General features: G+C 54.5%; 19 protein-coding genes. 10 read left to right on the top strand and 9 right to left on the bottom strand.

Going from position 1 to position 23,236, the window contains the following annotated elements; genetic code table 11:
• Window positions 1–114 precede the first annotated feature (114 nt).
• The 6 genes from KRAC_RS19630 to KRAC_RS19605 all read right to left on the bottom strand — a co-directional run bounded on the left by KRAC_RS19630 (window position 115) and on the right by KRAC_RS19605 (window position 7,639).
• Window positions 115–1,062 (bottom strand): LLM class flavin-dependent oxidoreductase, encoded by a 948-nt coding sequence (locus KRAC_RS19630; protein WP_007910003.1) that lies wholly within the window; start codon window positions 1,060–1,062, stop codon window positions 115–117.
• A gap of 160 nt (window positions 1,063–1,222) precedes the next feature.
• Window positions 1,223–2,218: an extracellular catalytic domain type 1 short-chain-length polyhydroxyalkanoate depolymerase gene (locus KRAC_RS19625; RefSeq protein WP_007910001.1), complete on the bottom strand. Its 996-nt coding sequence runs from the start codon at window positions 2,216–2,218 to the stop codon at window positions 1,223–1,225.
• 23 nt (window positions 2,219–2,241) lie between these two features.
• A complete protein-coding gene (locus KRAC_RS19620; RefSeq protein WP_007909999.1) occupies window positions 2,242–3,525 on the bottom strand; it encodes an acyltransferase family protein in 1,284 nt (427 codons plus the stop codon).
• Window positions 3,500–5,008, bottom strand: coding sequence for an AMP-binding protein (locus KRAC_RS19615; RefSeq protein WP_007909988.1), 1,509 nt, complete (start codon window positions 5,006–5,008; stop codon window positions 3,500–3,502). The genes KRAC_RS19620 and KRAC_RS19615 overlap by 26 nt, the downstream gene beginning before the upstream one ends.
• A 52-nt stretch (window positions 5,009–5,060) precedes the next feature.
• Complete coding sequence (locus KRAC_RS19610; RefSeq protein ID WP_007909987.1) at window positions 5,061–6,458, bottom strand: MFS transporter; 1,398 nt, start codon at window positions 6,456–6,458, stop codon at window positions 5,061–5,063.
• 302 nt (window positions 6,459–6,760) lie between these two features.
• Entirely contained in the window at window positions 6,761–7,639 is an 879-nt protein-coding gene (locus tag KRAC_RS19605) for an AraC family transcriptional regulator (protein WP_007909986.1), read from the bottom strand.
• Between the two features lie 154 nt (window positions 7,640–7,793).
• On the opposite strand from KRAC_RS19605, the gene KRAC_RS19600 reads away from it, so the two are divergent.
• The 7 genes from KRAC_RS19600 to KRAC_RS19570 all read left to right on the top strand — a co-directional run bounded on the left by KRAC_RS19600 (window position 7,794) and on the right by KRAC_RS19570 (window position 13,920).
• On the top strand, window positions 7,794–8,606 hold the full coding sequence (locus KRAC_RS19600) for a helix-turn-helix domain-containing protein (protein WP_007909985.1): 813 nt from the start codon (window positions 7,794–7,796) through the stop codon (window positions 8,604–8,606).
• A 116-nt stretch (window positions 8,607–8,722) separates the two neighbouring features.
• Window positions 8,723–8,989 (top strand): hypothetical protein, encoded by a 267-nt coding sequence (locus KRAC_RS19595; protein WP_007909984.1) that lies wholly within the window; start codon window positions 8,723–8,725, stop codon window positions 8,987–8,989.
• 63 nt (window positions 8,990–9,052) lie between these two features.
• Complete coding sequence (locus tag KRAC_RS19590) at window positions 9,053–10,957, top strand: hypothetical protein (protein ID WP_040443892.1); 1,905 nt, start codon at window positions 9,053–9,055, stop codon at window positions 10,955–10,957.
• 310 nt (window positions 10,958–11,267) lie between these two features.
• Window positions 11,268–11,843 (top strand): hypothetical protein, encoded by a 576-nt coding sequence (locus KRAC_RS19585; RefSeq protein ID WP_007909982.1) that lies wholly within the window; start codon window positions 11,268–11,270, stop codon window positions 11,841–11,843.
• Between the two features lie 63 nt (window positions 11,844–11,906).
• Complete coding sequence (locus tag KRAC_RS19580) at window positions 11,907–12,257, top strand: hypothetical protein (protein ID WP_040443890.1); 351 nt, start codon at window positions 11,907–11,909, stop codon at window positions 12,255–12,257.
• A 257-nt stretch (window positions 12,258–12,514) separates the two neighbouring features.
• Window positions 12,515–13,036: a CHAP domain-containing protein gene (locus tag KRAC_RS19575; RefSeq protein WP_007909980.1), complete on the top strand. Its 522-nt coding sequence runs from the start codon at window positions 12,515–12,517 to the stop codon at window positions 13,034–13,036.
• Between the two features lie 101 nt (window positions 13,037–13,137).
• The gene (locus KRAC_RS19570) at window positions 13,138–13,920 is read left to right on the top strand and encodes a histidine kinase (protein ID WP_007909979.1); all 783 of its coding nucleotides are present in this window, start codon (window positions 13,138–13,140) and stop codon (window positions 13,918–13,920) included.
• Window positions 13,921–14,003: 83 nt separating this feature from the next.
• Here KRAC_RS19570 and KRAC_RS19565 read toward each other — a convergent pair whose 3' ends face one another.
• A complete protein-coding gene (locus KRAC_RS19565; protein ID WP_007909978.1) occupies window positions 14,004–14,549 on the bottom strand; it encodes an NADPH-dependent FMN reductase in 546 nt (181 codons plus the stop codon).
• Window positions 14,550–14,909: 360 nt separating this feature from the next.
• Here KRAC_RS19565 and KRAC_RS19560 point away from each other — a divergent pair, with 360 nt between their 5' ends.
• Window positions 14,910–17,492, top strand: a complete 2,583-nt coding sequence (locus tag KRAC_RS19560) for a helix-turn-helix domain-containing protein (protein ID WP_007909977.1) — start codon at window positions 14,910–14,912, stop codon at window positions 17,490–17,492.
• A gap of 93 nt (window positions 17,493–17,585) precedes the next feature.
• On the opposite strand, the gene KRAC_RS19555 is transcribed toward KRAC_RS19560, so the two are convergent.
• Entirely contained in the window at window positions 17,586–18,587 is a 1,002-nt protein-coding gene (locus KRAC_RS19555; protein WP_007909976.1) for a hypothetical protein, read from the bottom strand.
• 427 nt (window positions 18,588–19,014) lie between these two features.
• Between KRAC_RS19555 and KRAC_RS19550 the strand changes: the two genes are divergently transcribed.
• A complete protein-coding gene (locus KRAC_RS19550; protein ID WP_007909975.1) occupies window positions 19,015–20,097 on the top strand; it encodes a YihY/virulence factor BrkB family protein in 1,083 nt (360 codons plus the stop codon).
• Window positions 20,098–20,223: 126 nt separating this feature from the next.
• Here KRAC_RS19550 and KRAC_RS19545 read toward each other — a convergent pair whose 3' ends face one another.
• Entirely contained in the window at window positions 20,224–21,531 is a 1,308-nt protein-coding gene (locus KRAC_RS19545; RefSeq protein WP_007909970.1) for an MFS transporter, read from the bottom strand.
• 270 nt (window positions 21,532–21,801) lie between these two features.
• On the opposite strand from KRAC_RS19545, the gene nhaA reads away from it, so the two are divergent.
• Window positions 21,802–23,199, top strand: a complete 1,398-nt coding sequence (nhaA, locus tag KRAC_RS19540) for a Na+/H+ antiporter NhaA (RefSeq protein WP_007909968.1) — start codon at window positions 21,802–21,804, stop codon at window positions 23,197–23,199.
• The last annotated feature ends 37 nt before the right edge of the window (window positions 23,200–23,236 follow it).

Below are 23,236 nucleotides of genomic sequence, written 5' to 3'. Positions count from 1 at the left end.
CACTAACATGAATTGTGTTGCTCGTTAGTGAAAGGATACGTGAACGCGTGGGGAAAGGGATCGACCCGGAGGTGGATTGTTCCCTGTCCCCAGGTTGGATTACTGGCGAAGGCGTTAGATGCTGGCGAGAATCTCCAGGATGGTCTGCTCTTCGCGCTCGGGGTCTTCGAGACCGCTGATGGTGGCGACGACCTCATCGACGCCAGCAGCATGCATGGAGTAGAGCCGCTGGCGAATGGTATCTTCGTCTCCATAGAGGAACAACTCGTGGATCAGTTCATCACTCAGCTTGCCATCTGCCAGGAGAGGATAGCCAGCCTCGGCAAAGAGTTTCTTATAGGTAGGGAAGGATGAGTAGACCGAGAAGGCAGCCTGGGCCGCCGCACGCACTTTGCCGAAGTCCTGTGTGAGAAGAATCGGCGCGCTGACGAGCAGGGGAGGCCGGGGGCGATTGGCGAGGCGTGCGCCCTCCTCCATCGTTGGGAGGGCGACATTGCGCACGTATGAGAGCGGCGACCATATGAGCATGGCTCCATCTGAAACCTCGCCCGCCAGGCGGAGCATGTTCTGGCGCAGGGCCGCGAGGACAATGGGGAAGCGTGGGGGTGTAGTCATGGGAGGCAGGGCCGCGTGGACGCGGTAATACTCGCCTTCGAAGTCGACGCGCCCCTCCCAGAGCATCCCACGCAGGACCGTGACATATTCGCGCAGGTGGGCTATGGGTTTGGCGAAGTCTAGCCCATAGAGTCCCTCAATGGCTGGTTTGTGGCTGGCGCCAACGCCCAGGCGGAAACGATGGGGGGCCAGCTCGGCCATGACCAGGGCCTCGTTGGCGCGGGTCAGTGGATGGCAGGGATAGGTGATCGAGATACCCGTACCCAGTCCAATACTCTCAGTCTGGACTGCAGCGGCCGTCGTAATACCGAAACCATCCGGGCCTACGGGCCAGGAGGGAACCCAGGCCATTGGTACTCCTGCCTGCTCAGCTTGCTTGATGGAGTTGAGCACCTTCTTCACAGTTGGAGGGAAAATAGCAACACCAACGGGAAACGTAGTCGTCATTTCAGGTATCCTTCTTTTATTATGCCTACTCGCTGTATGGTACCATAAAATGCTTTCCCTATCCAAATATTCGCATGAACTTTACAGCACCCTAAAAGCTGGTACCACCCTATTGAACCTGAATAAATCTTACACATTCAGCAGGGGGAGCAGCACTCACTTATGTGGGCGTTGTAAGCGTATGAGCCTGGAGAAAGTGCCAGATGAGATCCGTTGCGCTGGCATACTTTTGCCCCTGCTCGTCGACAAAGCTGCCTTTGGGCCAGGTGTGCTGACCGCCAGTGATGCGATAATGTATGACTACCGCGTGGGCGCGGCATGATATCCACTGCTCGCCCAGGACGTCGCCCTGCTTAAAAAATGGTGTGGGTGTAGGCTGGCAGCCATCTCTCTCGACCCATTGGGAGAGCCAGGTGTGAATGGGAGGCTCTTGATCATTGGCGTTATTGCCGTTATAGGGCACGGTGTGGTCTCCCGTGCCGTGGAACTCCAGTAGGGAGATTGGGCGTTGTGGAGTACAGCCACCCGCGACGGGATGCATCCCTCCCGAAACAATTGCCACGGCCGCGATCCGGTTGGCGAGCTTACACGCAAGGATATTAGTAAGCGAGCCTCCATTAGAAAAGCCTGTGGCATAGATGCGATGGGGATCGATGCAGAGCGTTTGCTCCAGGTGCCTGATCAAGTCGCTTACGAAGCGCACGTCATCGACATGGGGATAGCTACGTGGCCCGGTATTCCACCCATGCAGATGGTCGGGGCCAATGGTGCCCTGGGGATAGGCCACAACAAAGTTTTTTTGCTCTGCTAGCGTAGAAAGGCCGCTGATGCGCTCTTGTATGAGAGCGTTGCTGCCATGCCCATGGAAACTCAGTACTAATGGATATTTGAGTGTGCTGCGATAGGTATGGGGAATGTGCAGGCGATATTGACGTGTGCGCCCTCCTGAGAGAAGGGTCGCATTGACGCTGGTTGTGGGCGGAGGCGTGAAGGATGCGCCACAGCCATGCCCAGAGAGGACAGCGACCTGGGCTATGGTGCTGTCCGCCTGGGCTTTTTCTCCTGTTCCGCAGCCTGTCAGTATACAAAGCAAGATGATGATGAGTCCATATGATCCATATTTGAGCGAGCTGCCCGTAAAACGAAAGAAGCGCACGGTTTTTTCTCGATTTCGCTGGGTTAACGATTCTTTGCGATTGATAGGCGCTCCCAGGCTCTTCTGGGAACGTTTGCCAGCCAGGACGGCAATGGTTGGGATCTTCCAACCAGACGGCTAAACACTGGCGTCTGGGTAAAGGCAATACTGATCAGGGCCGAGCTTCCGGCGGTAAAGGCCCAGGCCAGAAAGACACGGAGCGCGACGGGCCAGAAGGCTGGCATGTGGGGTACAAACCAGTTCATGGTCGCGGCCAGAATCAGCGCGTGAATCAGGTAGACGCCAAAGGAGGCATCTGAGAGCATATGCCAGAGCGCGTACCAGCGTGGACGCTCACCTGGACGGCGTCTGGCTGGATTGGCCCAGCGGCACGCCAGCCAGAAGGCCCCTACGATGATGGCGCCGCTATAAGGGACCATGATCGGCTGCAATACCGAGACCGCCAGCCCCATCTCTTCATGCAAGAGTTGAATCTGAGCATAGAATATCAGCCAGAGCATACCCAGCGCCAGTAGCATACCACAGACAATCCAGCGACCGTGGCGCAATAAGAAAGCGCGAATGGACTGGAAGTGTAGCGCGGTGATGCCGCCGAGCACAAAGTAGAACTGGTACATCAGGGCTATACGCTCCTGATAGAGCCAGAGCGTGTGCCAGGGGTCAACCTGGTTAAGGGTTCCTATCTGAATATACCCGAAGTCCAGGGCGAAGACAAGGACCTGGAGGAGGAAACTGACGCCCAGCACCTGCCAGGGATAGGCCCGGACCTGCTTTAGAAACCAGAGAAAAAGCGGGAGCAGCAGGTAAAACTGGATCGTGAGCAGAATGTAATACAACTGAAATGACGCGCTCCCGGTCAGGATCGCGCCCGGACTTTCTTGCAGTAATTGGAGCAAGGATTGAGGGTGCTTGTTAACCCAGACATAGACGATGCTCCAGAGGCAGTATGGAAGTAGCACACCTATGCCGCGCTTCTTCCAGAATTGTATTAACGAGAAACTCTGTCCCTGGGCGAAGCGGTCATAGTAGACATAGGTCATCGCGAACGCCGTCACGAACATGAACAGCGCTCGCGTGAAATGCAGAGAAGAGAGCACGGCATTTTGTAGCTGTACGCCCATCGTGCTTGTATTGAGAAACGCGGTAAAGGAGACAACGTGAACGGCCACGACGACGAGCGCGGTAATGGCCCGCAACGGGTCTAGCTCGTAGACGTGAGGTTTCCGCGCCGTGCGTTGCTGCGCTACGCCTGCCTGATTTGTTGCTTCCCCCTGTTCCTGCCTAGCGGGCGTTAACGTTTGCTCCACAGGTCATGGCCTCCTCTCGCTGCTTGAGTTGCTGACGATCAACCTTCCCCATTCGATTTTTTGGCAAGGCGTCGAGAACGATCAGGTCAACCGGTGTCTTGGGTGGTCTAAGGTGGCGCCTGACATGGGTCCAGAGATCTTCTTCTAGCTGCCTGGTTTGTGGCTCATTCAGCGCCAGGTAAGCCACGACCTCTTCACCATAGATGGGGTGTGGACGCCCTACGGCTACGCTCTCGCGAACCGCTGGATGGGCCTGCAATACCTCCTCAATCTCGCGTGGCGCGATGTTTTCGCCGCCGCGATTAATGACCGCCCTCAAACGGCCAACCAGGAAGAGATAGCCATCTCTATCCAGGTAGCCGAGATCGCCGGTGCGGAACCAGTTCTCCACAAAGGCCTCCTGTCCGGCATCCCCATAGTAAGCCTGAATGACGTTAGGCCCCTGGATGCAGATTTCACCGACCTCCCCTGGCGCGACATCATGTAGATGCCTCTCTTGCTTTGTGGGTTTACATATGCGTAGCGAGACGCCCGCAGGGCGCCCTGCCGAGCCGGGTTTGTGGAGTTCTGGTGGCAGGGGATTGGCCACGATCATGCTTGCCGCCTCGGAGAGGCCATAGGTCTCGATGACTGGCACACCGATATACTCCTCGAAACGTGCGAGATGGGCCGCTGGTAGAGGTGCCGAACCGGTACGTACAAAGCGTAGTGTCGAGGGCAGCAGTGGTGGAGGATCACCCTCCAGGAGGATAGCGATCATGGTCGGGACCAGGCTAGCCCAGGTAATATCCTGCTGTTCGAGCCAGGTCCAGAACTGGCGACGACTAAAGCGCCTGGCGATGACCAGGCTGGCCCCTGCCAGCAGGGAGGCGCACAGGCTAACTACGGGGGCATTGATGTGGAAAAATGGGAGCGGCGTCAGGCCACGATCCTGCGGCCCTAAGCGATGCACCGTACGTACCTGGTCCGCCGTCCAGACGATCTGCTGCTCAGTCAGTACTACCCCTTTGGGTTCTCCCGTGGTTCCCGATGTCATGATGCATATGCGCCCTTCCTGCGGAGGTGTCGGGAGCAGATTAGGCCTGGCGAGAGGCTGTGTGAGCCAGGCTTCACACTCCTCTCGCGTTACGACGCGGGTGCCACTGGCCTCAAATTGCGCCACATCGCTTGTTTGCTCCACGAACACGATATCAGGATGAAACATCTCTGTCGCACGCGCAATATCGCGCTCGGAGAGATCGGGGGCCAGGGGCAGCAGGACATGCCCACCCGCGAAGGCGCTTAGCCAGACAAGCGCGTTGAGGATGCTATTCTGAAACTGTAAGAAGATGGTCTGGGGCGAACCCAGGTGCTGGCATAGGCATTGTACGGCCTGTGTGGATTGCTGATAGGTGAAACTTTGCCCTGTCTCAATCTCAGTGAGAAAGATGTGCTCAGGCCTATGCTGTGTCCAGTAATGTAAACGGGTATAGAAGGTGCTCATAAGTGTTCCTCATCCCTCGCGATATGACACTCCTTGTCAATGAATGATTTGTTCAGGCGATGCGCCGTTCATCTTCAATGATCACGGCCTGTTCCAGAGTTTTTCCACGCGTTTCATGTCCAAGGAAGGCGACGGCCAGGACCCCTACCAAGGCCACCGTGGCCAGGAAGATATACGATCCCGCGATCCCGCCGCCAGCGATGATAAAGGCCATGATAAAGGGCGCCAGTGCTCCCCCAAAGAGGCGTCCCACGCATTCAAATCCGCTGATGCCAAGCGCGCGTATGCTGGTTGGATACTGCTCAGCGCCGTAGATCTTAATGCCTGGATCGACGCCGATGCCAAAGAACGACATGAGCGCGCCAAAGGCGAGCGAGAGAAGCACGGTATGGGAGAAACCAAAACCGATAGCGCTCACTGCTGCGATAAGCGTGAAGACGATCAGGGTCTTCTTGCGCCCCCAGCGTTCCAGGGCGTAAGCCACGGCATACTTGCCAGGAATAGAGGCAATGACAATGAAACTAGTATAGAGGAAAGCATTATCCAGACCATATCCTTGCTTAATCAGGACGGTTGGTGTATAGGTTTGAATGGCATAGAAGATGAATAGGATGCAGGCGAAAGAGACCCACATCATCAGCGTACGTTTAAGGTAGGGTCTACGCAGGAAGGCGAGCGGAGATGCACTCTCCTCGGAAGATGCCAGGACACTGCTCCGGGGCATTGGAAGAGGTTTCTGGAGACGCTGTTCGATGGAGGTTTCCAGGTGATGCACAATGCCATCCGCTTCGCTGCTTCTGCCCCGAATCTGTAGCCAGCGTGGGGATTCTGGCATCCATTTCAGCAGGGCGGGGACATACAGGAGTGGGAATCCACCGAGAAGGAAGAGAAAGCGCCAGCTTTGACCACTGGTAAACCATGAGTTTGCCAGGAAGCCGAGCAACGGCGCGGCAAAGTAGCCCACTGAGAGAAAGGAATCCAGAATTCCAGTCATTAGGCCACGCTTATGACCGGGTGTGAACTCAGCGGCCATCGCATACGGAATGGGGAAGATCGCGCCCATGCCAAAGCCTGCCACAAATCTCAGGAGTAGCAGGAGGGGAATATTGGGGATAAAGGCGCATAGCAGAGAGAAGAAAGCGTACCAGGCGGTCCCCAGGGCCAGCATATACTTACGCCCAATCCGGTCAGTGAGCCAGCCTGCCGGGAGAATGGCGACGACAATTCCCAGCGTGGACGCAGTCGCCAGCCAGCCTACGGTAAATGTATCAAGGTGAAATTGCTTCGTTATAGTTGGGAGAACGGTGCCAATAATGCCGATATCATATGATTCTAACAGCCAGGAGAGACCTGCTAGAAAGAGAATACTCCAGATTTCCCGACTCAGTGGCAAGCGATCAATGCGTGCAGCAATATTTTGACGCTGGATACCCGGCGTGGAGACTTCCATGAAACATACTCCTAATTCATCCTACGACACCCTGTTTGCATTGAATAAATTCAATGCAAACTGCCTGTCTCTATCTTCGATCTCCTTTAAGAGTAGCCCATAAAATTAAAGAAAGATTAAAAAGAGTTTGTGAATTTCCTCAATTTATTTTTTTGATGGGGGCAAATTGGATACTTTGTCTCTCGGACGGGTGAATCTTTGACTGAAAGAGGGAGGGGCATGTGGCGCGGAATTGTCCGCGCCACATGCCCCTCCCTCTTTACCCTGTGCGCCGCAGGCGCACAAGCAGACACTTAGAAAACTCAGGCTTTTTTCTTGATGGGGATATAGATCTCTACTTTGGTGGCATCGTAGTAGAGCTCGTAATCGACTTTGCCCTCGGCGAACTCGTAGCCGGACTCGGGGAACCAGGTGGTCATGATATATTTCCATGTCCCCTGAATGGCATTCGAGAATTCCGGCCCTATGTTCTCAACCGGAGGCACGGTAAAGACGGCATAGGTTGCCTCAGGTACCTCACCGCGAAACATGTCTGCCGGAACGCCATCATAGTTCTCGACCTCGACGGCGATGACATACGAGAAGTCGCCGGTAACGCTGTCGGGCGGATAGCAGAGGCCCAACTCATTGTGATGCACGACAGGAAACGTTTTATGGAGTGTGGCGAACTTCTCCGGGGTCATGGCTGACCAGAAGGCCGGAATCTCCTGCAAATTTTTGCCCTCAAGACATGTCGTTTTGAGTTCATAGCCCGCGACTTTAGCTGCGGGTTTGCTGATAATCTTTGGTTCCACAACGATTCCTCCTAGGATATTGTATTCCTGAAAAAGAAGCAAATTTACCTTTTGGGGTAGCTGCCCTGATACATGGCTGCGGTACTGTTCTGGTGAACAGCCATACGTCTTACGGAACGCCTTCGCGAAGCCATTGTAGGTATCAAAGCCATAGTCCATGGCGATATCGAGGATACGCTTGCCGCGTATGAGTTCAGTGGCGGCGTACGCCAGGCGCCTGCGTCTGATATACTCCACCACTGGTACACCAACGTAGGCATTAAAGATTCGATAGTAATGGTAGGTGGAGAACCCGGCGATCTGTGCCAACTCATCGACGGTAATACAGGCGCGCAGATGCTCCTCAATATAATCAATACTCTTCTGGATGCACATCCGGTAGTCCATGGCGTTCCTCCTCCTCGTGATCACTACCCCAAGTATAGCAGGAGAAAATCCGTTCTAGTGGTCCATTTTTGCGCTGTTCTTCATCGTTGCCGCCTTTGGCCCGGTCGAAAAGAATAACCTCATAACAAAAGCTCTAATAGTAAGGGAGGCTATCATGCAAATCGCATCGCCAGCGTCGGATCAAGGCCTTGCGCGCTATGAGACGCTGGATATTCACATGCAGGCCATTGAATGTGTGATCCAGGTCATGCATGCCCACATGAATGAGGACCTGGCGCTGGAAGACCTGGCTTCGGTTGCTTGCCTGAGTTCCTATCACTTTAACCGGGTTTTTCGCCGCCTGATCGGCATTCCTCCAGTGGAATTTCTCTCAGCCTTACGCTTTCAAGCGGCCAGGCGTTTACTGTTGACCACCTCGCTCAGCGTGACCGATATTTGTTTTGAGGTTGGCTATACCAGCATGGGTTCTTTCACAACGCGTTTTACCCAACTGGTGGGCCTGTCTCCTCGCCTCTTGCGTCAACGCGCGCATGAATTTGAGCCGCCCCTTATAGAAGAACTGGTAGAACCGGCGGCGAAGCGTTTCCCAGGAAGCCCTAATACGCGGATGAAAAACACGATCCGGGGATGGATCAGTGCTCCTGCATCTTTTCAAGGCACAATCTACGTTGGTCTCTTTACCAGCCCTATTCCTCAGGGGGCACCTGTGCGTTGCACGAAGCTGCACGCAGCAGGCACATATGCGCTGCATGGGGTTGTCGACGGGGTGTATTACCTACGTTCCGCCGCGTTTCCGCAGGCTGCGGATCTCCGGGCCTGCCTGCTTCCGGGCGAGAAGATCTTGCTCGGCAGTAATATGTCCCCGCTTGTCGTCCAGGCTGGTCTTGTGTCTGGCAACGCCGACCTGGTCCTGCATCCCCCGCGCCTGACTGATCCGCCTCTAGTTATGGGCTTGCCCTTGCTGTAGTTGATAGCGTGTCAGCCTTGGCAAATTCTGTTCGAAAAGCTGTATAATCTTGTAAAAAAAAGATATATTGCTTGCAAATCGCTATGATGCGATGTCATTGAAAAGGATTTCCGCCTATGCACACGCTACGGCAACGGCTGAGTAGTAGCTCACTGCTGGCTCTTTTATGCTGCGTACTCCTTCTAGTGGGCTGCGCGCCAGAGAATACGCTCTCTTCGATGAGTACGGGAGGCTCTCAGCCAGCACAGATTCCCTCAGCCAACTGGGAGCGTATACCACTGCCTGGTCCATTGCTTGCCTATACGGTTGCTCCCCATGATCCCGATATGCTCTATCTCTGCACTGGCCCACGAATTGCGCAACGAGGTGTAATCTGTAGCTAGCAGGCCTAAAAATATGCCTTCTTTAGAGGAAGAATGAAAAGATTCCTGACAAAGGAGGCATATGTGAATACTATCACTGATTCGCCGATCACCATCCAGGCCACTTCGCACTCCGTCTCTTTGACACCCTCCTGGTTTGGGGAGGTGGTGGTCATCGCTCAGTATCTTCGACGCATCGGCGTGCTCACGAAGATTTCCGAGCGTGTGCGCTTCGCCCGGCGTCGGTTCGGGCACTATGAGGTCGTCGATTTTCTGGCGGTGCTCTTCGGCTATGCCGTGAGCGGCGAACGCACGCTCGAAGCGTTCTATGAGCGCCTGCATCCCTTTGCGCCAGCTTTCATGGCACTCTTCGGACGAGATTGTTTGCCAGCTCGTTCCACGCTCTCGCGTTTTTTGGCCGCCCTGACCCCGGAAGCAGTCGAAGCCTTGCGTGCGCTGTTTCTCGAAGATCTGCTCGGGCGACAGCCAGACTTCGAGCAGCAACCCAGTGGGCTCACCGACCGAGCAGGGAACGCGTGGAAGGTGTTCGATATTGATGGCACACGCGAGGCCGCCCGGCAACGTGCCTTACCACAGAGCCCGGAGTTGCCTGTCTGCCAGCGTCGGCTGGAAGACGTGTGCACACCTGGCTACACGGGTCGCAAGCGAGGGGAAATCGTGCGGACCCGCACAACCGTCCTGCAAGCGCATTCCTCCCAGTGGCTCGGCACCTTCGGCAACCCCGGCAACGGGGAGTATCGAAAGGAGTTGCGTCGAGCAGTGGAGATGATTGGCTCCTACCTGAAAGCACACCAGTTTCCAGACAAGCACGCTCTGCTGCGGCTTGATGGTTTGTATGGGACTGGAGCCGTCCTGGCCGATTTGCGCGGGTTCGCTTTCGTGATGCGCAGCAAAGAGTATGGACTCCTTGATCTGCCTGTCGTCCAGGCACGTTTGCACCTGCCTGCTGATCAGCAATTCTCTCGCCCGGAAAGTACCCTGATCCGCACGCTCTATGATTGCCCAGAGGTTGCGGTGGGCAGCAGCGGATTGTGTTGCCGCCTCGTCGTAGCGACCCATCCTGCAGGCCCGACAAAGAAGCGCATTGGAGTCGAACGCGATGGGCTCATCTACGAACTCTTCTTGACGAAATTGCCGCAGGAGGCCTTTACTGCTGCCGATGTCGTCGCGCTGTATCTGCATCGTGGCGCCTTTGAAACGACACTCTCCGATGAGGACATGGAGCAAGAGCCTGATCGTTGGTGTTCTCATGCCGCTTGCGGGCAGGAAGTCTGGCAGATCGTCTCACAGTGGGTCTGGAACTTGCGCCTGGAATTGGGGCATCACCTGGAGCCTGAACCACTCCGCACCACCGAGTTTGCTCCTGCTCTCTCGCCAGCCAAAGAGCCCACCGCTCCTGCCTGCGGCTATGCCCCAGCAGTAGTGGCCTTGCCGTTCAAACAGGGCCGCTTCTCCGGATGCGACTTTGCCCTTCAGCCTGATGGCACCTTGCGTTGTCCGGCCGGGCAAGCACTGTTTGCAACAGAAGAGCGCCGGGAGGCTGATGGGAGCCTGCGGCTGGTGTACGCAGCGCGTATCAGCCACTGTCGAGACTGCCGGTTACGCGAACAGTGTCAGTGGCATGGCGGGAACACCCAGAAACCACGTCGGGTCAGTGTGCTGCTTCATCCCCTCCAGGTTGGCTCTGCTCCCTTGCTCTGGCGTGACTGGAGCCGCAGGCAGCACCGTCGAGCCTGTATGCAACTCTTACGTCACCAACGAGTTGACGTGCACCTGGAGTCTCTCGATCAACCTGGCCCTGCTCCGTCTCCACCGATCCTTTCTCGGGCAGAGCGGGCCCATTTCCGGCTCTCGTGGGAAGAGCGATTCGCACACAATGAGGCTGCTTCAACGATTGGTCGGTGTACGATCACCCTCTTCGGGGTGCCGGAAAGCTTTGCGGCCTCGCTGGGTCTATTGACCGCCTAACCCCGTGATCGCTCGCCGTTGGGTCTCTCTCCTCGGGAAGGCTGACTTCTCCGTGCAACGCTTCCTGCCTTCTTTGCCTAATTTTTCCTCTGTTTCCCTTACTTTCTGATCTTTTTGCTTCCTTTTACCCTGTTTTGCTTCCTTCTTTTGAGCATGTCTTCCTGTTCCGAGGAGCTTTCGTCTCCTCACTCAACGATAAGCTCTTACACAGTCTCGTTGCGCAATTCGTGGGACTGGTAGTGCCGTAGCTCCAGGCCCTATTGTCCTTTGGAAGAAGAGTCGTGGCGAGGGGCAGTGGAGGCGTATCAACTTGCGAGGGGCTACGGGCACTGGTTGCTCTTTCGCAAGCACGGAGGCTCAGTCGGCGCTGGTCGCGGTCATGATTACCAATAACGTCGAGAAGCAACGCGCCTGCGACCAGGACATGCTCTTTATCAGTAGTAACAATGGGGATAACTGGCAGCGTGTTCCCCATGCCTCTATCGCACCCACGGGAAAAGGGGCAGACTTTTGCCAGATTGCAGCCACTGAAGAGCATCTCTACTGGTGGTATGCATATAGTTTATCCGAGCACGGTCCCCAGGTAAGTATCCTGGAGCGTTTCGCTGATCATCGTACCTGGACGCACGCGGATAGTGGTCTGGGGCAGGGGGTCTTCTTCTCGCGACCTCAGGTGACAGGCGATGGGAAGGGCCTGGCGACCATCGTGACCCATCTCTCTTCTACCTCCGGGTCTTCGCGCTCCATCCTATGGGTGAGCCATAATGCGGGCAATTCTTGGCAGGCGCAGGCCTCATTACCCGAACAGGTCGGCACCTTTTTACTAACTGCGCCGGGACAAGAGCCATCCCAGGCGACTCCTCTCTATGCCTTGGCCCATGAGTAACTTCCATCTCACCTGTATCAGACGCAGGTCTACCAGAGCGAGAATGAGAGAGAGTGGGCGCAATTGCCTGCCCTGCCTGTGCCGGGAAGAAGTGGTGAGCGCTCTGGACTGCTCCAGGTGTTGGCAGTCACCAGCGATGGACGTTTGCTCGCCTTTGGCGCCGATCCCCAGACTGGAATAACAAAGCAGGCCTTGCAACAGCCAGTGGCCAGCTTCAGACTGTGGATATGGAATCCACATCTAGCAGGTTGGCAGGTGCTCTCAAGTCCATTACGCTATACCGCCAACGAGGGATGCGCTTTCTGCTGGAGCGCCAGCATCGCCAGGAGTTCGAGCAGCGGGGCCTATCTCTATGCCCACTACTGGGAGGATGGGAATAGCCTTTTCCATATCCGTATTCCTGATGCTCGTTAACGCCATTGTGCAAGCTTTTGGCGTGACTTCTCGCGCCTGCGGCGCTCGCTCAGGTAGGTGATGTGATGCAGATTGGCAGCCACAGGCTGCCAATCTGCATCACATCACCTACCTGAAATAATTTGCAAGTAGTATTAGTTAGAGGTTGTTGAAGCAGAGGTTATGAAAGAAAGGATAAAGCATGTAAATGTTGCTTAAATGCCTTCAGGGAATAATGGATTAAGTATTAGCAAATAGCTGTGGAGAAGGAATTGTCTATGAAAGTATCCCCCTGGAGACAGTACGCCCTGGTCATGTTTCTATGTGTCTTACTTCTCAATGTCATCCCCCAGGCAGGCTATGCCTCTGTCGCTATCTCGCATCGTATGACGCATACATTACTATCTCAGGCATCAGCGCAGAGGAGCAAGACCTCTAGCTCTCGAGACGCGGTATATTGCCAGTGTGGTACATATGTGGATCGCTATGTCAATGGCAATATAGGAAGTTTTGCCCAGGCCAGTGAACTTATTTCTTTGCTCCCGCAAAAAGGCTGGCACCAGGAGCCATGGGGCTTTTTGCGTGTTGGCGATATTGCCGTCTGGGATGGCAGTTTCGCTCCGCCGTATGGCCATACCGCCGTGGTCGCCGATATCTCTGGTTATGGCAATCGGATAAATGTTACTTTTAAGGGAACCAATCAGACAGGAAGCTGGTTTCGAGAGCTCAATTGCAGCAATGTGAGCTATTGGAATGATTCAGGCTCCGGGTGGAGGCGCGCCCATTACTTTTATCATTAGCTTGCTCTGACTGTGTCTTTGTGGCTTTCTGCTCTCTTTCCTGTTCTGCTTGCTGAAAATTATACAGTGAAACAGAGAAATACTAATAGTGGAGAGATAAGATGCAAGAGGAGACACCACCCAGGGCATGCAAGTTGATAAGCGAGAGCCTCATCAGCTACTCATTGCTGGAGATCATCCATCACGTTATGGGTAATGGGCTCGCGACAATTTCGGGATACACTCAACTTCTCGAACGAGTTGTGCATAGCGAAGCACAGGAGATTTCACCTGATGTTGCTAAAAGAGGGTGGGAGCAACAAAAGCAACGTTGTGCGCCCTATTTACAAGCCATGCATTCTACAGAGATGCGGCTGAACACTTTTCTGGCCCGGCTTCGTGACTTATCTGCCAATCTGGATAAAGAGCATTTTTCTGCGCGTTTTGTGAAAAATAATTTGAACTTGTTGGTAGAGGAGATCACAAACCAACTGAGGTTGCTCTACGAGAGAGATGTTTGGTATCTAGAGCTGTCGCCTACACCTTGCTATATTATGTGCGACTCGCAGTGGCTAACCTTTGCGTTAGAGCATATTCTCATGCATCTAACCACTAACGATGCCAGGACGGTTCCAGTAGATGTCAAGGTAACATTGTGTCAGGATGCCGCATACGCTCTTCACGAGGCCAGAATAGCCATACACATACATGACGCTTTGATGGCTCGGAGGTCAAAGTCGACTGAATTGTTTGAAGTATGGTCTCAGACGCTTGATGAAAGGGATCAGAATCTCTGTATGGCCCTCTGTTACAAACTGATTAGAGAGCATGGAGGACATATGTGGAGTGAGCAAGACTCAAGTGAGCAAGAGATCATTTACGTTTCCTTCCCATTGGCAGCATGAGAAAAGCTGGGGACGAGGGTATGGTGTGCCCGGAATGTAGCGGCGAGATCATCACCGCTACATTTTTATAGGGATGCTTTTTTCTATTTATCAGATGCCGCAGTAATGGTCTGAGCCAGGGTCTCGAGGAGCCCTGTGAGTGCCTGCCTGGTCTCGGTATCTGAGATATCGCCATTGGCATCCAGTTTCTTGTTGATATGAGGAATCATGAGCTTCCCTTGCTCGGGAACTTTGGTGCCTAGCGCCTTCAGCGTGAGCAGGAGCGAGGCATGGGCATTCTCCCCTCCACCCCATAATGGAGAGGCGCTGATGGCGGCGACCGGTTTATCTGAGAACTCTCCCGAAGATACCGTCCAATCGAGCGCATTCTTGAGGACTCCTGGAACACCGAAGGCGTACTCGGGCGTGCAGATGAGGACGCCCGCGGCATTTTGAAGTTGCTGACGTAGAGTACGTACTGTCGCTGGCGGCTCGTCGCCATCCAGATCGGGCGAAAAATGGGGCAGATCGGCCAGGCCTTCGTAGAGGGTAAACGTCATATGCGAAGGTGCCAGGCGCATAATTGCGCGCACCAGGGTCGTGTTCGTCGAACTGGCGCGCAGGCTGCCAGAAATGGTCAGGATATGCATACTATGTTCCTTTCGATTGCTATTTACCAGAGGTTAGCCGCCAGTATACATGTTCAAGTTGACTTGAAGTCAAGGAACTAATCTTCACAGAAGTGACGTGCGGAGGGAGTGTGAAAAGAACAGTAGAGGTGAAAAAGAAAACTCTCAGATGGAATTTTTGCCTTTATAATGTACTTTGCGATGTATCTGTACAATCTGCCTACCAATATGTTTTAATAAAAGTTGAAAATATCACATGCTTTGATGCACTTCGTTATCCATACCAATGTTTTGCCTCTCTTCAGTGCCCGGAGGGAGCGTAGGCATGTACTGCTCCTGATTGTAGACGTTGCCCTTATATGAATGGGGGAAAGCACGTATATGGCAGATGCCACTATGCAATTGCGTCACTATCGTATGCAGCGTAACTGGACGCAAAGCCAGCTCGCGCACCAACTCGGAACAACCTTTGTCAACATTAGCCGCTGGGAACGCGGTGAAACTACCCCTTCTCTCTATTTTCGCCAGAAGCTCTGTGAACTCTTTCAATGTACTCCGCAAGACCTTGGCTTCCTCTCGGGCGAGGTGACGTCAGAGGAGGATGCTATTTCAGTCACGCCACTGCGTCAGCAGGAGAGGCCAGCATTACCTGTACCTCAGGTACCCTATGCCCTGGAACAGGTTGTACCGCTTGTTGGACGAGAAGCTTTGCTGTCTCAATTTGTTTCTCAACTCTGTGGTGGAAAGGGGGTATTTGCACTGACAGGCTTGCCAGGTGTAGGGAAAACCTCTTTTGCCTATGCGCTGGCTTCTCACCCAGAAGTTCGGCAGCACTTTGTCGATGGCATCCTCTGGGCCAGCCTGGGGCAAGAGCCTCATGTGCAGGAGGAACTCAATCGCTGGGCGCACTTGCTGGATATTCCTCTGGGGGGCATGCGAGGCCTGCGTACTTCTCAGGATTGGGTGAGGATGTTGCGTGAATATATTGGCGAGCGGCGAATGCTTCTTATCGTGGATGATGCCTGGACCCTGGCTGAGGCTGCACTGTTTCAGGTTGGAGGGTCTCGGTGTGTCTACTTAGTAACGACGCGTTTTCCAGCTATCGCGCTCTCCCTGGGACGAGAGCAGACGACACGTCTGGAGGAATTACCGGAAGAAGAGGGGCTAAAGCTGCTTCATCATCTTGTGCCTCCGCTGAAGCAATGCGCGTTAGAGGACCTGCGTACACTTACCAATGCCGTTGGAGGATTGCCACTGGCCCTAACCCTCCTGGGGCGACATTTGTATGTACATGCGCATAGTGGACCTCCACGTCGTTTGCAAAAAGCTATCCTGAGTTTGCAGGAGGATATAAACGAACGCTTCCAACTTGGAGATCCTGGTCCTATACGTAAGGCGTCCGCGCAGAGTTCTGTTGGTGCAACCCAATCGCTTTATGCCGCGATCTCGATCAGTGTCCAGGATCTTCCCACGAAAGCGCGAAAGGCGTTGCGCGCCCTGGCGGTTTTTCCGCCTAAACCGCATAGCTTCTCAGAGGAGTCCGCGCTCGCTGTCTGTCACTATCCGCCCGAAGTTACGCTTGATCCCCTGGTTGATAGCGGATTACTGGAAAGCGATATGGCGGGGAGATATTGCCTTCACCAGACCGTTGCCGATTATGCCAGGCTCCAGCAGCCATTGGTGGAGGCCAGGCGTCGCCTGGTGTGCTTTGTAGAGGAGTATGTGCGCCAGCACCAGGACGAAGATGTCTTGCTTGAGCAAGAGTTGGTCACAATTACCAGCACGCTTGAATTGGCGCAGGCGCAGCAGTGGCATCGTGAATTGCTGGATATTGTCTTCCTGCTTTTGCCATTTCTGAAGCGCCGTTTATTACATTCGTTATCGCACGCCTTATTGCAAAAAGCTCTCCAGGCTGCTCGCGCTTGTAGTGAGCAGGAAAAGCTTGGCTGGGCCTGGTTCTACCTGGGCGAAAATGCTGAGCTAATCAGTGAATTGAGCCAGGCTAAGCAAGCCTACCAGGAGAGCGCTATCCTTGCTCGTGATCTTGGCTGTAGAGATCTACTGAGTCCTGCCCTTATTCGTCTAGGGGAAGTTATTGTCTCACAGGGAGACCATTTATGCGCCGAAAAGTATTTGATTGAGGGATATGAAATAGCGGTTGAGCCGCATTTGCGGAAGTATCAATGCGTGGTCTTGCAGCTACGAGGAGAGATTGAAGCCTGGAAGGGAAACATCGAACAGGAGCAAGAATATTATCTGCAAGGATTAGAGCTTGCGCGAGCTATTCAAGCGGATGAGTGTATTGGTCCGCTCTTACAGAACCTGGGGGTGGAGGCGGCACGCAGAGGCGTATATGAAGAGGCCGAGCGCTACTATGAAGAGGGACTCGTGGTAGCCTTATGCAGGCAGGACATCCAACGGCAGAGCGCCATCCTGATGAACAAAGGAATGCTCGCCTTTCAAAGGGGGTATCTTGAGCAAGCCATTCGCGAGACGCACGTCGCGCTCGACCTGGCGCGTCGCTGCGCGAATTCGATCCGTATCAGTTCAAGTTTGCAGAACCTGGGCATCTTTGAAAGTCATCGCGGGCATGTTGAGGAGGCTGAGAATTTTTTTCAGCAGAGCCTGGAATTAGCGCAGAGTATGTCCCATAGCTGGCTCATCTATGAGGGAAAGTGCGAGTTGGGAATGCATTATGTTCGTCATCGACAGTGGACGCAAGCCGATTGTACGCTCCGAGAGGTCTTGCCCTCGGTGCGAGAGGCCCATGCTCCTCAGCTTGTGGCTCATGCGCTCTTCGGTCTTGCCCAGATTGAGGCATATTATCAGCGCCCCCAACAGTCCCTTGCTTATGCGCGAGAAAGCCTCTGTCTCTATGCCCAATTTGACCATACAGATGGACATGGTGTGGCCCGGTGGCTGCAAGAGCAGAAACAAGCAAGCGTAGAGAAAAGCGTCCGGTGAGAGAAAAATAGACCTGTCATCTAATACAAGCGAGCAATGGAAAGCATAAGCCTGTAAGTATGCTTCCCATTGCTCATTATCTATGCGCGAGAATTACCAGACCAGGGAGCCACCATAATTGAGGATGCCGTTGAGCAACTGTTGCTGTGAGATGGTGTGTTGACCATACGCGGAGGTGCCACAGGTGGCGGGGCCACAAGTTTCCTCGTAGGTGAAGGTGCCGGCCGAGTTATTGTAGCCTATGATCGAGACGTAGTGGCCGTGGCCCTTGTAGGGGCTATTGGCCCAGTCGGGGAGATAGGCATCATTGACGAGAACGACTGGAGGGATGCCATTGTTATAGATGTCTATAGCCACATCTGTTTGTAGCTGAGAGAGGGTTGGATTCGAGACGATGAGATAGAATGGCTTGCTCTGCCAGGTACTGCTGTGGTTGGAGCTTTCCCAGTTCATGGCGTCTACGAGGTCCTGGAGATAGGTAGTGGTATTATTTCCCGCCCATGTCATCATTCCGGGCGAGACATACGATGGTGGTTTGACCTGGGTCGCCAGGTACATTAGGTAGGCTGTATCTTTCAAGCCACCGGGATTGGAGTCGCCCCACCAGGTGGTGGTATTGGGTGTGCTGTAGGCATGGAGGCCGACTGCACGTGTATTGACATTGTTCCAGTAATCCAGCGAGACCGTTGCCGCGCCGGGACCGCAGAACAGTCCAAAGAGACCATCTACATAGTTATAGCCCTTTGCGTCCTTGCCACTGGAAGGTGGCTCAAGAATCCAATCGGCATATGATGTATCCAGGTAGTAGTAAGCGGGCGGGTTGCCAGAGTGATTGGCCAGGGGAATCAAGCTGTTGTTGTGGCGAGGATTGGCATGAATTTTGCCAGACAGCTTGTCTGCCGTAATTGCGGCAACATCAATTTGATAGGCATGCGCTTTACCATTGGCTGCGAGCGGGCTGCCAGAGCCAATACCCGTTCCGCTGGCTTGCCTGGTCGTATGAGCCAGGGTGGTTGTGGTTCCCAGCGAGAGGCTATAGAAGGCCAGCGCCAGGGCCAGGAAGAGGACTTTTAGTTTGAGTCGAGAACGTTTCATGAGATGATAGATCCTTCTTTCATAGAGTAGCCGTTAACGGCATCCTGCCAGGTGTACAATTGAAAATGCAGGTAATCTGTGTTCTAGAACTCAGAAGCGTTGTTTCCTCCTTCTAAATGAGGCGAAAGCATTGGTGCTTTTTCCTCGTGCAGTGCGTGCTCAAGCTTTACTGCATAGGAAGAGTAACATGGATACGTTATGTGAAAGAAGGGATTTGTTTATCGGCGTTATAACATGTATTTATCATCCTTTTTCGTGCATTGCCTCACTGCTACATTTGTTTGCTTTATAGCGTGTTGTGGAATATGGAGAGTGGCTTTTTACCCCCTAGAAAATGCAAGAACTGGCGCATAGTATCTCTCTATCGTAGAGTGTGGAAGCATGGGTAGGCTCTTCTACAAGAGCCATAAGCACGAGGAGGCCAGTGATGGCTGAACAGGTACAACAGTTTACTGAAAAGCGAGAGGTGAGGCCGTGGAAAGAGTTCGCGTTAAAGTTTAAGAACGACTGGGCATTTAACCTGTCGGCGGCCCTGGCCTATCATCTCCTGCTGGCGATTTTTCCTGTCCTGGTGGCGCTATTGTCGCTGCTGGGATTGGTGTTTGGGTTTATGGGCGGGGATTCGACCAAAAGTGTGACGAATATGATGGTAAGCGCCCTGCCCTCGGTAACCAATCCGCAGGGGGTGGTGCAGGGAGTACAGAGTAACCTGAAGGCCTCTTCGGGGATATTGGGCGTTATCGCGGTAGTAAGTGCCATCCTGGTGGGGGCGCGGCTCTTCGCGCTGCTGGAAACCTTCTTCTCGATTGTATACCATGTGCGCCCACGGCCCATTGTGCGCAGGATGGTCATCGCGATAGCGGTGTTTATTCTGTTTATCTTGCTGGTGCCGGTGATGAGTCTCGCGGCGAGTATTCCAGTTCTGGTGGCCTCCGTCCTCCAGGCGACGACGTTGGGGCATTTCGCATTCCTGACCACGGCCGCCGGTTTTCTGGGTGGCGTCCTGGCGGCGTTTCTCCTCTTCCTGGCGATTTATGTGATTGTGCCCAATCTGCATATCCGCCTGCGCCATGGTTGGAAGGGAGCGATTGTCTCGGCGGTCGCGCTGCAACTCTACCTGGTGCTTTTCCCACTTTACGTGGCTCACTTCCTCAAAGGAGCGGTTGGCGCGGTTGGTTTTGCCGCTATCTTGCTGGTGTTCTTTTACTACTTCGCTGTGTTGCTCTTCCTGGGCGCGGAGGTCAATGCCTACTTTGTCGAGGGTGTGCGCCCGACACCCAATGACCTGGCCACATTTTATAGCACCATGGCGGGTAAAGTCAACGAGGATATCCCCGAGGATGAGTCGGAGTCCCACGTCGATACAAAGCCGACTGAACAGCGCGATAAGGAGCGATCAGTAAACTATGTCACAGAGACCAGGGATCAGGATGTGGCGCCACAAGTAGCGCAGAATCCGCGTGTGCAGCATGAGGTCACTAAGCGACAGCAGCCGGAGCATGAAAGCTAGGGGATGATTTATTATAGGAGGTGGTGTGGGCGTGGCACCTTCGTGCCACGCCCACACCACCTCCTATAACCTGAGTCCGGGCACCTTTCGTAGCCAGATGCGTGGCAGCAATGAGTAGTGTACTCCTCAGACGACGTCGCGTACAGTGGGACGGGTCAGCAGCAGGAAGAGCGTATAGCCGCCTATGATAAGAGAGCTGATACAAACCGTCAAAGGACCGCCGATCAGCCCGATGGCCGCGCCAGCGGGGAAGTCACCCAGGGGGCGGATGCCCATAATCATCAGGGTATTGAGGCTCATCACGCGCCCACGCATTTGGGGCGGCACGCGGGTCTGCATCAGTGTAATGGTTGTCGCGCCGACGCCATTCTGGGCGATACCAAAGATGAGCAAGGTCAGAAGTGAGAGCCAGAACACGGTACTGAAGGCGAAGAGCAGCAAGGCGCTGGCCCAGATGAGAAGCGAGCCGAGCATGAGCCAGCCCTTCTTCTTGACCTCGCCGAGGGAGGCGACCATCAGGGCTCCCAGGATTGTTCCCAGGCCGCTGGCAGAGAAGAGCAGACCTAGTTGAGCGTCAGTCAGATGGAGTATTTGGGTCGCGAAGATTGGGAGGATCAGCGAGGTTGAGGGGCCGAAGAAGAGCATAATGCCATAGCCTGAGAGTACCCAGGGGAGGACGCTATCGCGGCGTACGGTGCTCAGCGAGGACTTGATCGAGTTGAGCAATGGTGCGCGCCGCTCGCTGGCCTCGGCATCGTGAGGCACTTGTAAGAGGAAGAGGACCACGAGCACGCCCAGGAAGCTCACGGCATTGAGCAAGAAGTTGCCCGCGTAGCCAATCAGGGGTCCATGCAGGCCAAGGGCATGACCAGCCTGCGCCAGCACGCCAATCATGATACCGGCCAGGGCGGGACCGATAAAGGCCGAGCCATTGAAGACGATGGATTGTAGTGAGATGGCGTTCATCAGGTCCTCGCGTGGTACGAGGGTGGGGATGAGGGCCGAACGTGTTGGCTGGTCAAAGCTGAGCACTGTCCCTGAGCAGAAGGCGATCACCACAACCATCCAGAACTGAATCTGACCAGTCAGGGTAAGCACGCCCAGGAGGGCTGCTAGCAGCATCGAGAGCGTCTGCGTAAAGAGCAGGAGTCGACGTTTATCGATACGGTCCGCGACGCTCCCGCCGATAAAGGCGAAGATAAAGAAGGAGGAGGCCTGGGCCAGCGAGACGGTTCCCAACGCGAAGGCGGAGTGATTGGTAATCGCGAGCACCAGGAGACTCTGGGCCACAATCTGCATCCAGGTACCCACCGAGGACACGATCAGGCTGATCCATAAGAGACGAAAGTTGCGATAGCGCAGGGCGCGAAAGGTCTTGAAGCGCGCTGGCGAGCCTGAAGGGGGCGTTCCCTGTTGGGGTAGGGTTGTGGTCATAAGCGAGTGTTCCATCCTGTCTAGCCATTGCAATGTGGGCAAGAAGAGTGTTCTCTATGCGTTGTACCCCATAGAGGCGCGAGAATGCAAGTTCGGGAATGTATGTGGTGGAGAGTTGGCAGTCGCAGGCTGCCAACTCTCCACCACATACATTCCCCTTTTTCGCCATCGTGCTATGCTGAAGGTACCAGTGCGATACAATTGCTTGGAGGAGCAGGGAAGCCGCTTGCGGCCCCTGCTCCTCTTTGCTTGAGTCAAAAAGGAAGCACGATGGAGGGATTGCGAGAATTTATTCGTAGACCGAGCGGCGAGGGTATTTCAGGTCGCTTGCTACAACCATTTCAAGCGTTTGTGCAGGCGGAAACGACGAGTGGTCTGCTCTTGATACTCTGTATCTGTCTAGCCCTGGTGTGGGCCAACTCTCCCTGGGCGGGGAGCTATGAGCATCTCTGGGAGATACACCTGGTCATTCACCTGGGTGGCTACGGTCTGGATAAGCCCTTGCACGTATGGATCAACGACGGCTTGATGGCGCTTTTCTTCTTCCTGGTTGGGCTGGAATTAAAGCGTGAGATCCTGGTGGGCGAGCTATCGAAGCTGAAGCAAGCAACATTCTCGCTCGCGGCCTCCATAGGAGGGGCCATCTGTCCCGCGTTGATTTATCTGCTCTGGAACGCAGGCACTCTCGGCATCAAAGGCTGGGCTATCCCTATGGCGACGGATACCGCCTTTGCGCTAGGGATACTGGCGCTCCTGGGGAGCCGTATCACGTGGAGCCTGAACGTTTTTGTCATCGCCTATGCCATTTTTGATGATATCCTTGCTGTGCTAATCATTGCGATCTTTTATACCGAGGCCTTGAACTGGCTGGCGCTGATCGCGGCGGCAGGTGTGCTGCTCTGTGTACTGGGCTTAAACCTGGCGAGTGTGCGCTGGATACCAGCCTACGCACTTTTGGGGATAGTGCTCTGGTGGCTGATGTTCATCTCTGGTGTGCATGCCACAGTAGCGGGAATCTTGCTGGCACTGCTTATCCCCACGCGAGCGCGTATCAATGCGCGGAAATTCCTGGCCGAGGGACATGCCTTCCTTGATGAGTTTGAGCGTAGAGGTAAGCCTGGATTAGGCCTGTATATGGATGACCAGCAGGCGGCGGCGGTGCAGGCGCTTGAGGCTTCTTGCGAGCAGATTCAATCGCCATCCCAGCGACTTGAGCATTCGCTCTATTACCCAGTCTCATTTGTGATCGTTCCCCTGTTTGTGCTGGCGAATGCGGGCGTTGATCTTCGCGTGGGTCTACATCCTGCTGAGCTATTGAGCACAGTGACGCTGGGTGTGATGCTGGGCCTGGTTGTCGGTAAGCAGTTGGGAATCATGCTCTTCTCGTGGTTAGCGGTAAAGGTGAGCTGGGCGGATCTCCCTGAGCAGGCGAACTGGCGGCATATCTATGGCGTGAGCTGGCTGGGAGGGATTGGTTTTACGATGTCGCTTTTCATCGCGGACCTGGCCTTTGAGGGGCAGAATCCGCTCCTGCTCACCGAGGCCAAAATGGGTATTCTGCTGGCGGCCCTGGTATCGGGAAGTGGCGGTTACCTCTTCCTGCGCCTGATGAACCGCGGGCGCGAAGCATCGTCGGAGTGCGTGGTTTCAGAGATGCCTCGGCGGTAAGAGGGGACGAACATAGTTGTTTGCCCGAAGCCGAGAA

The sequence above is a fragment of the Ktedonobacter racemifer DSM 44963 genome, from assembly GCF_000178855.1.
Taxonomy (GTDB): Bacteria; Chloroflexota; Ktedonobacteria; order Ktedonobacterales; family Ktedonobacteraceae; genus Ktedonobacter; species Ktedonobacter racemifer.
Note: the sequence above shows the minus strand (reverse complement) of the source record. Positions and strands in the feature narration are given on the sequence as shown.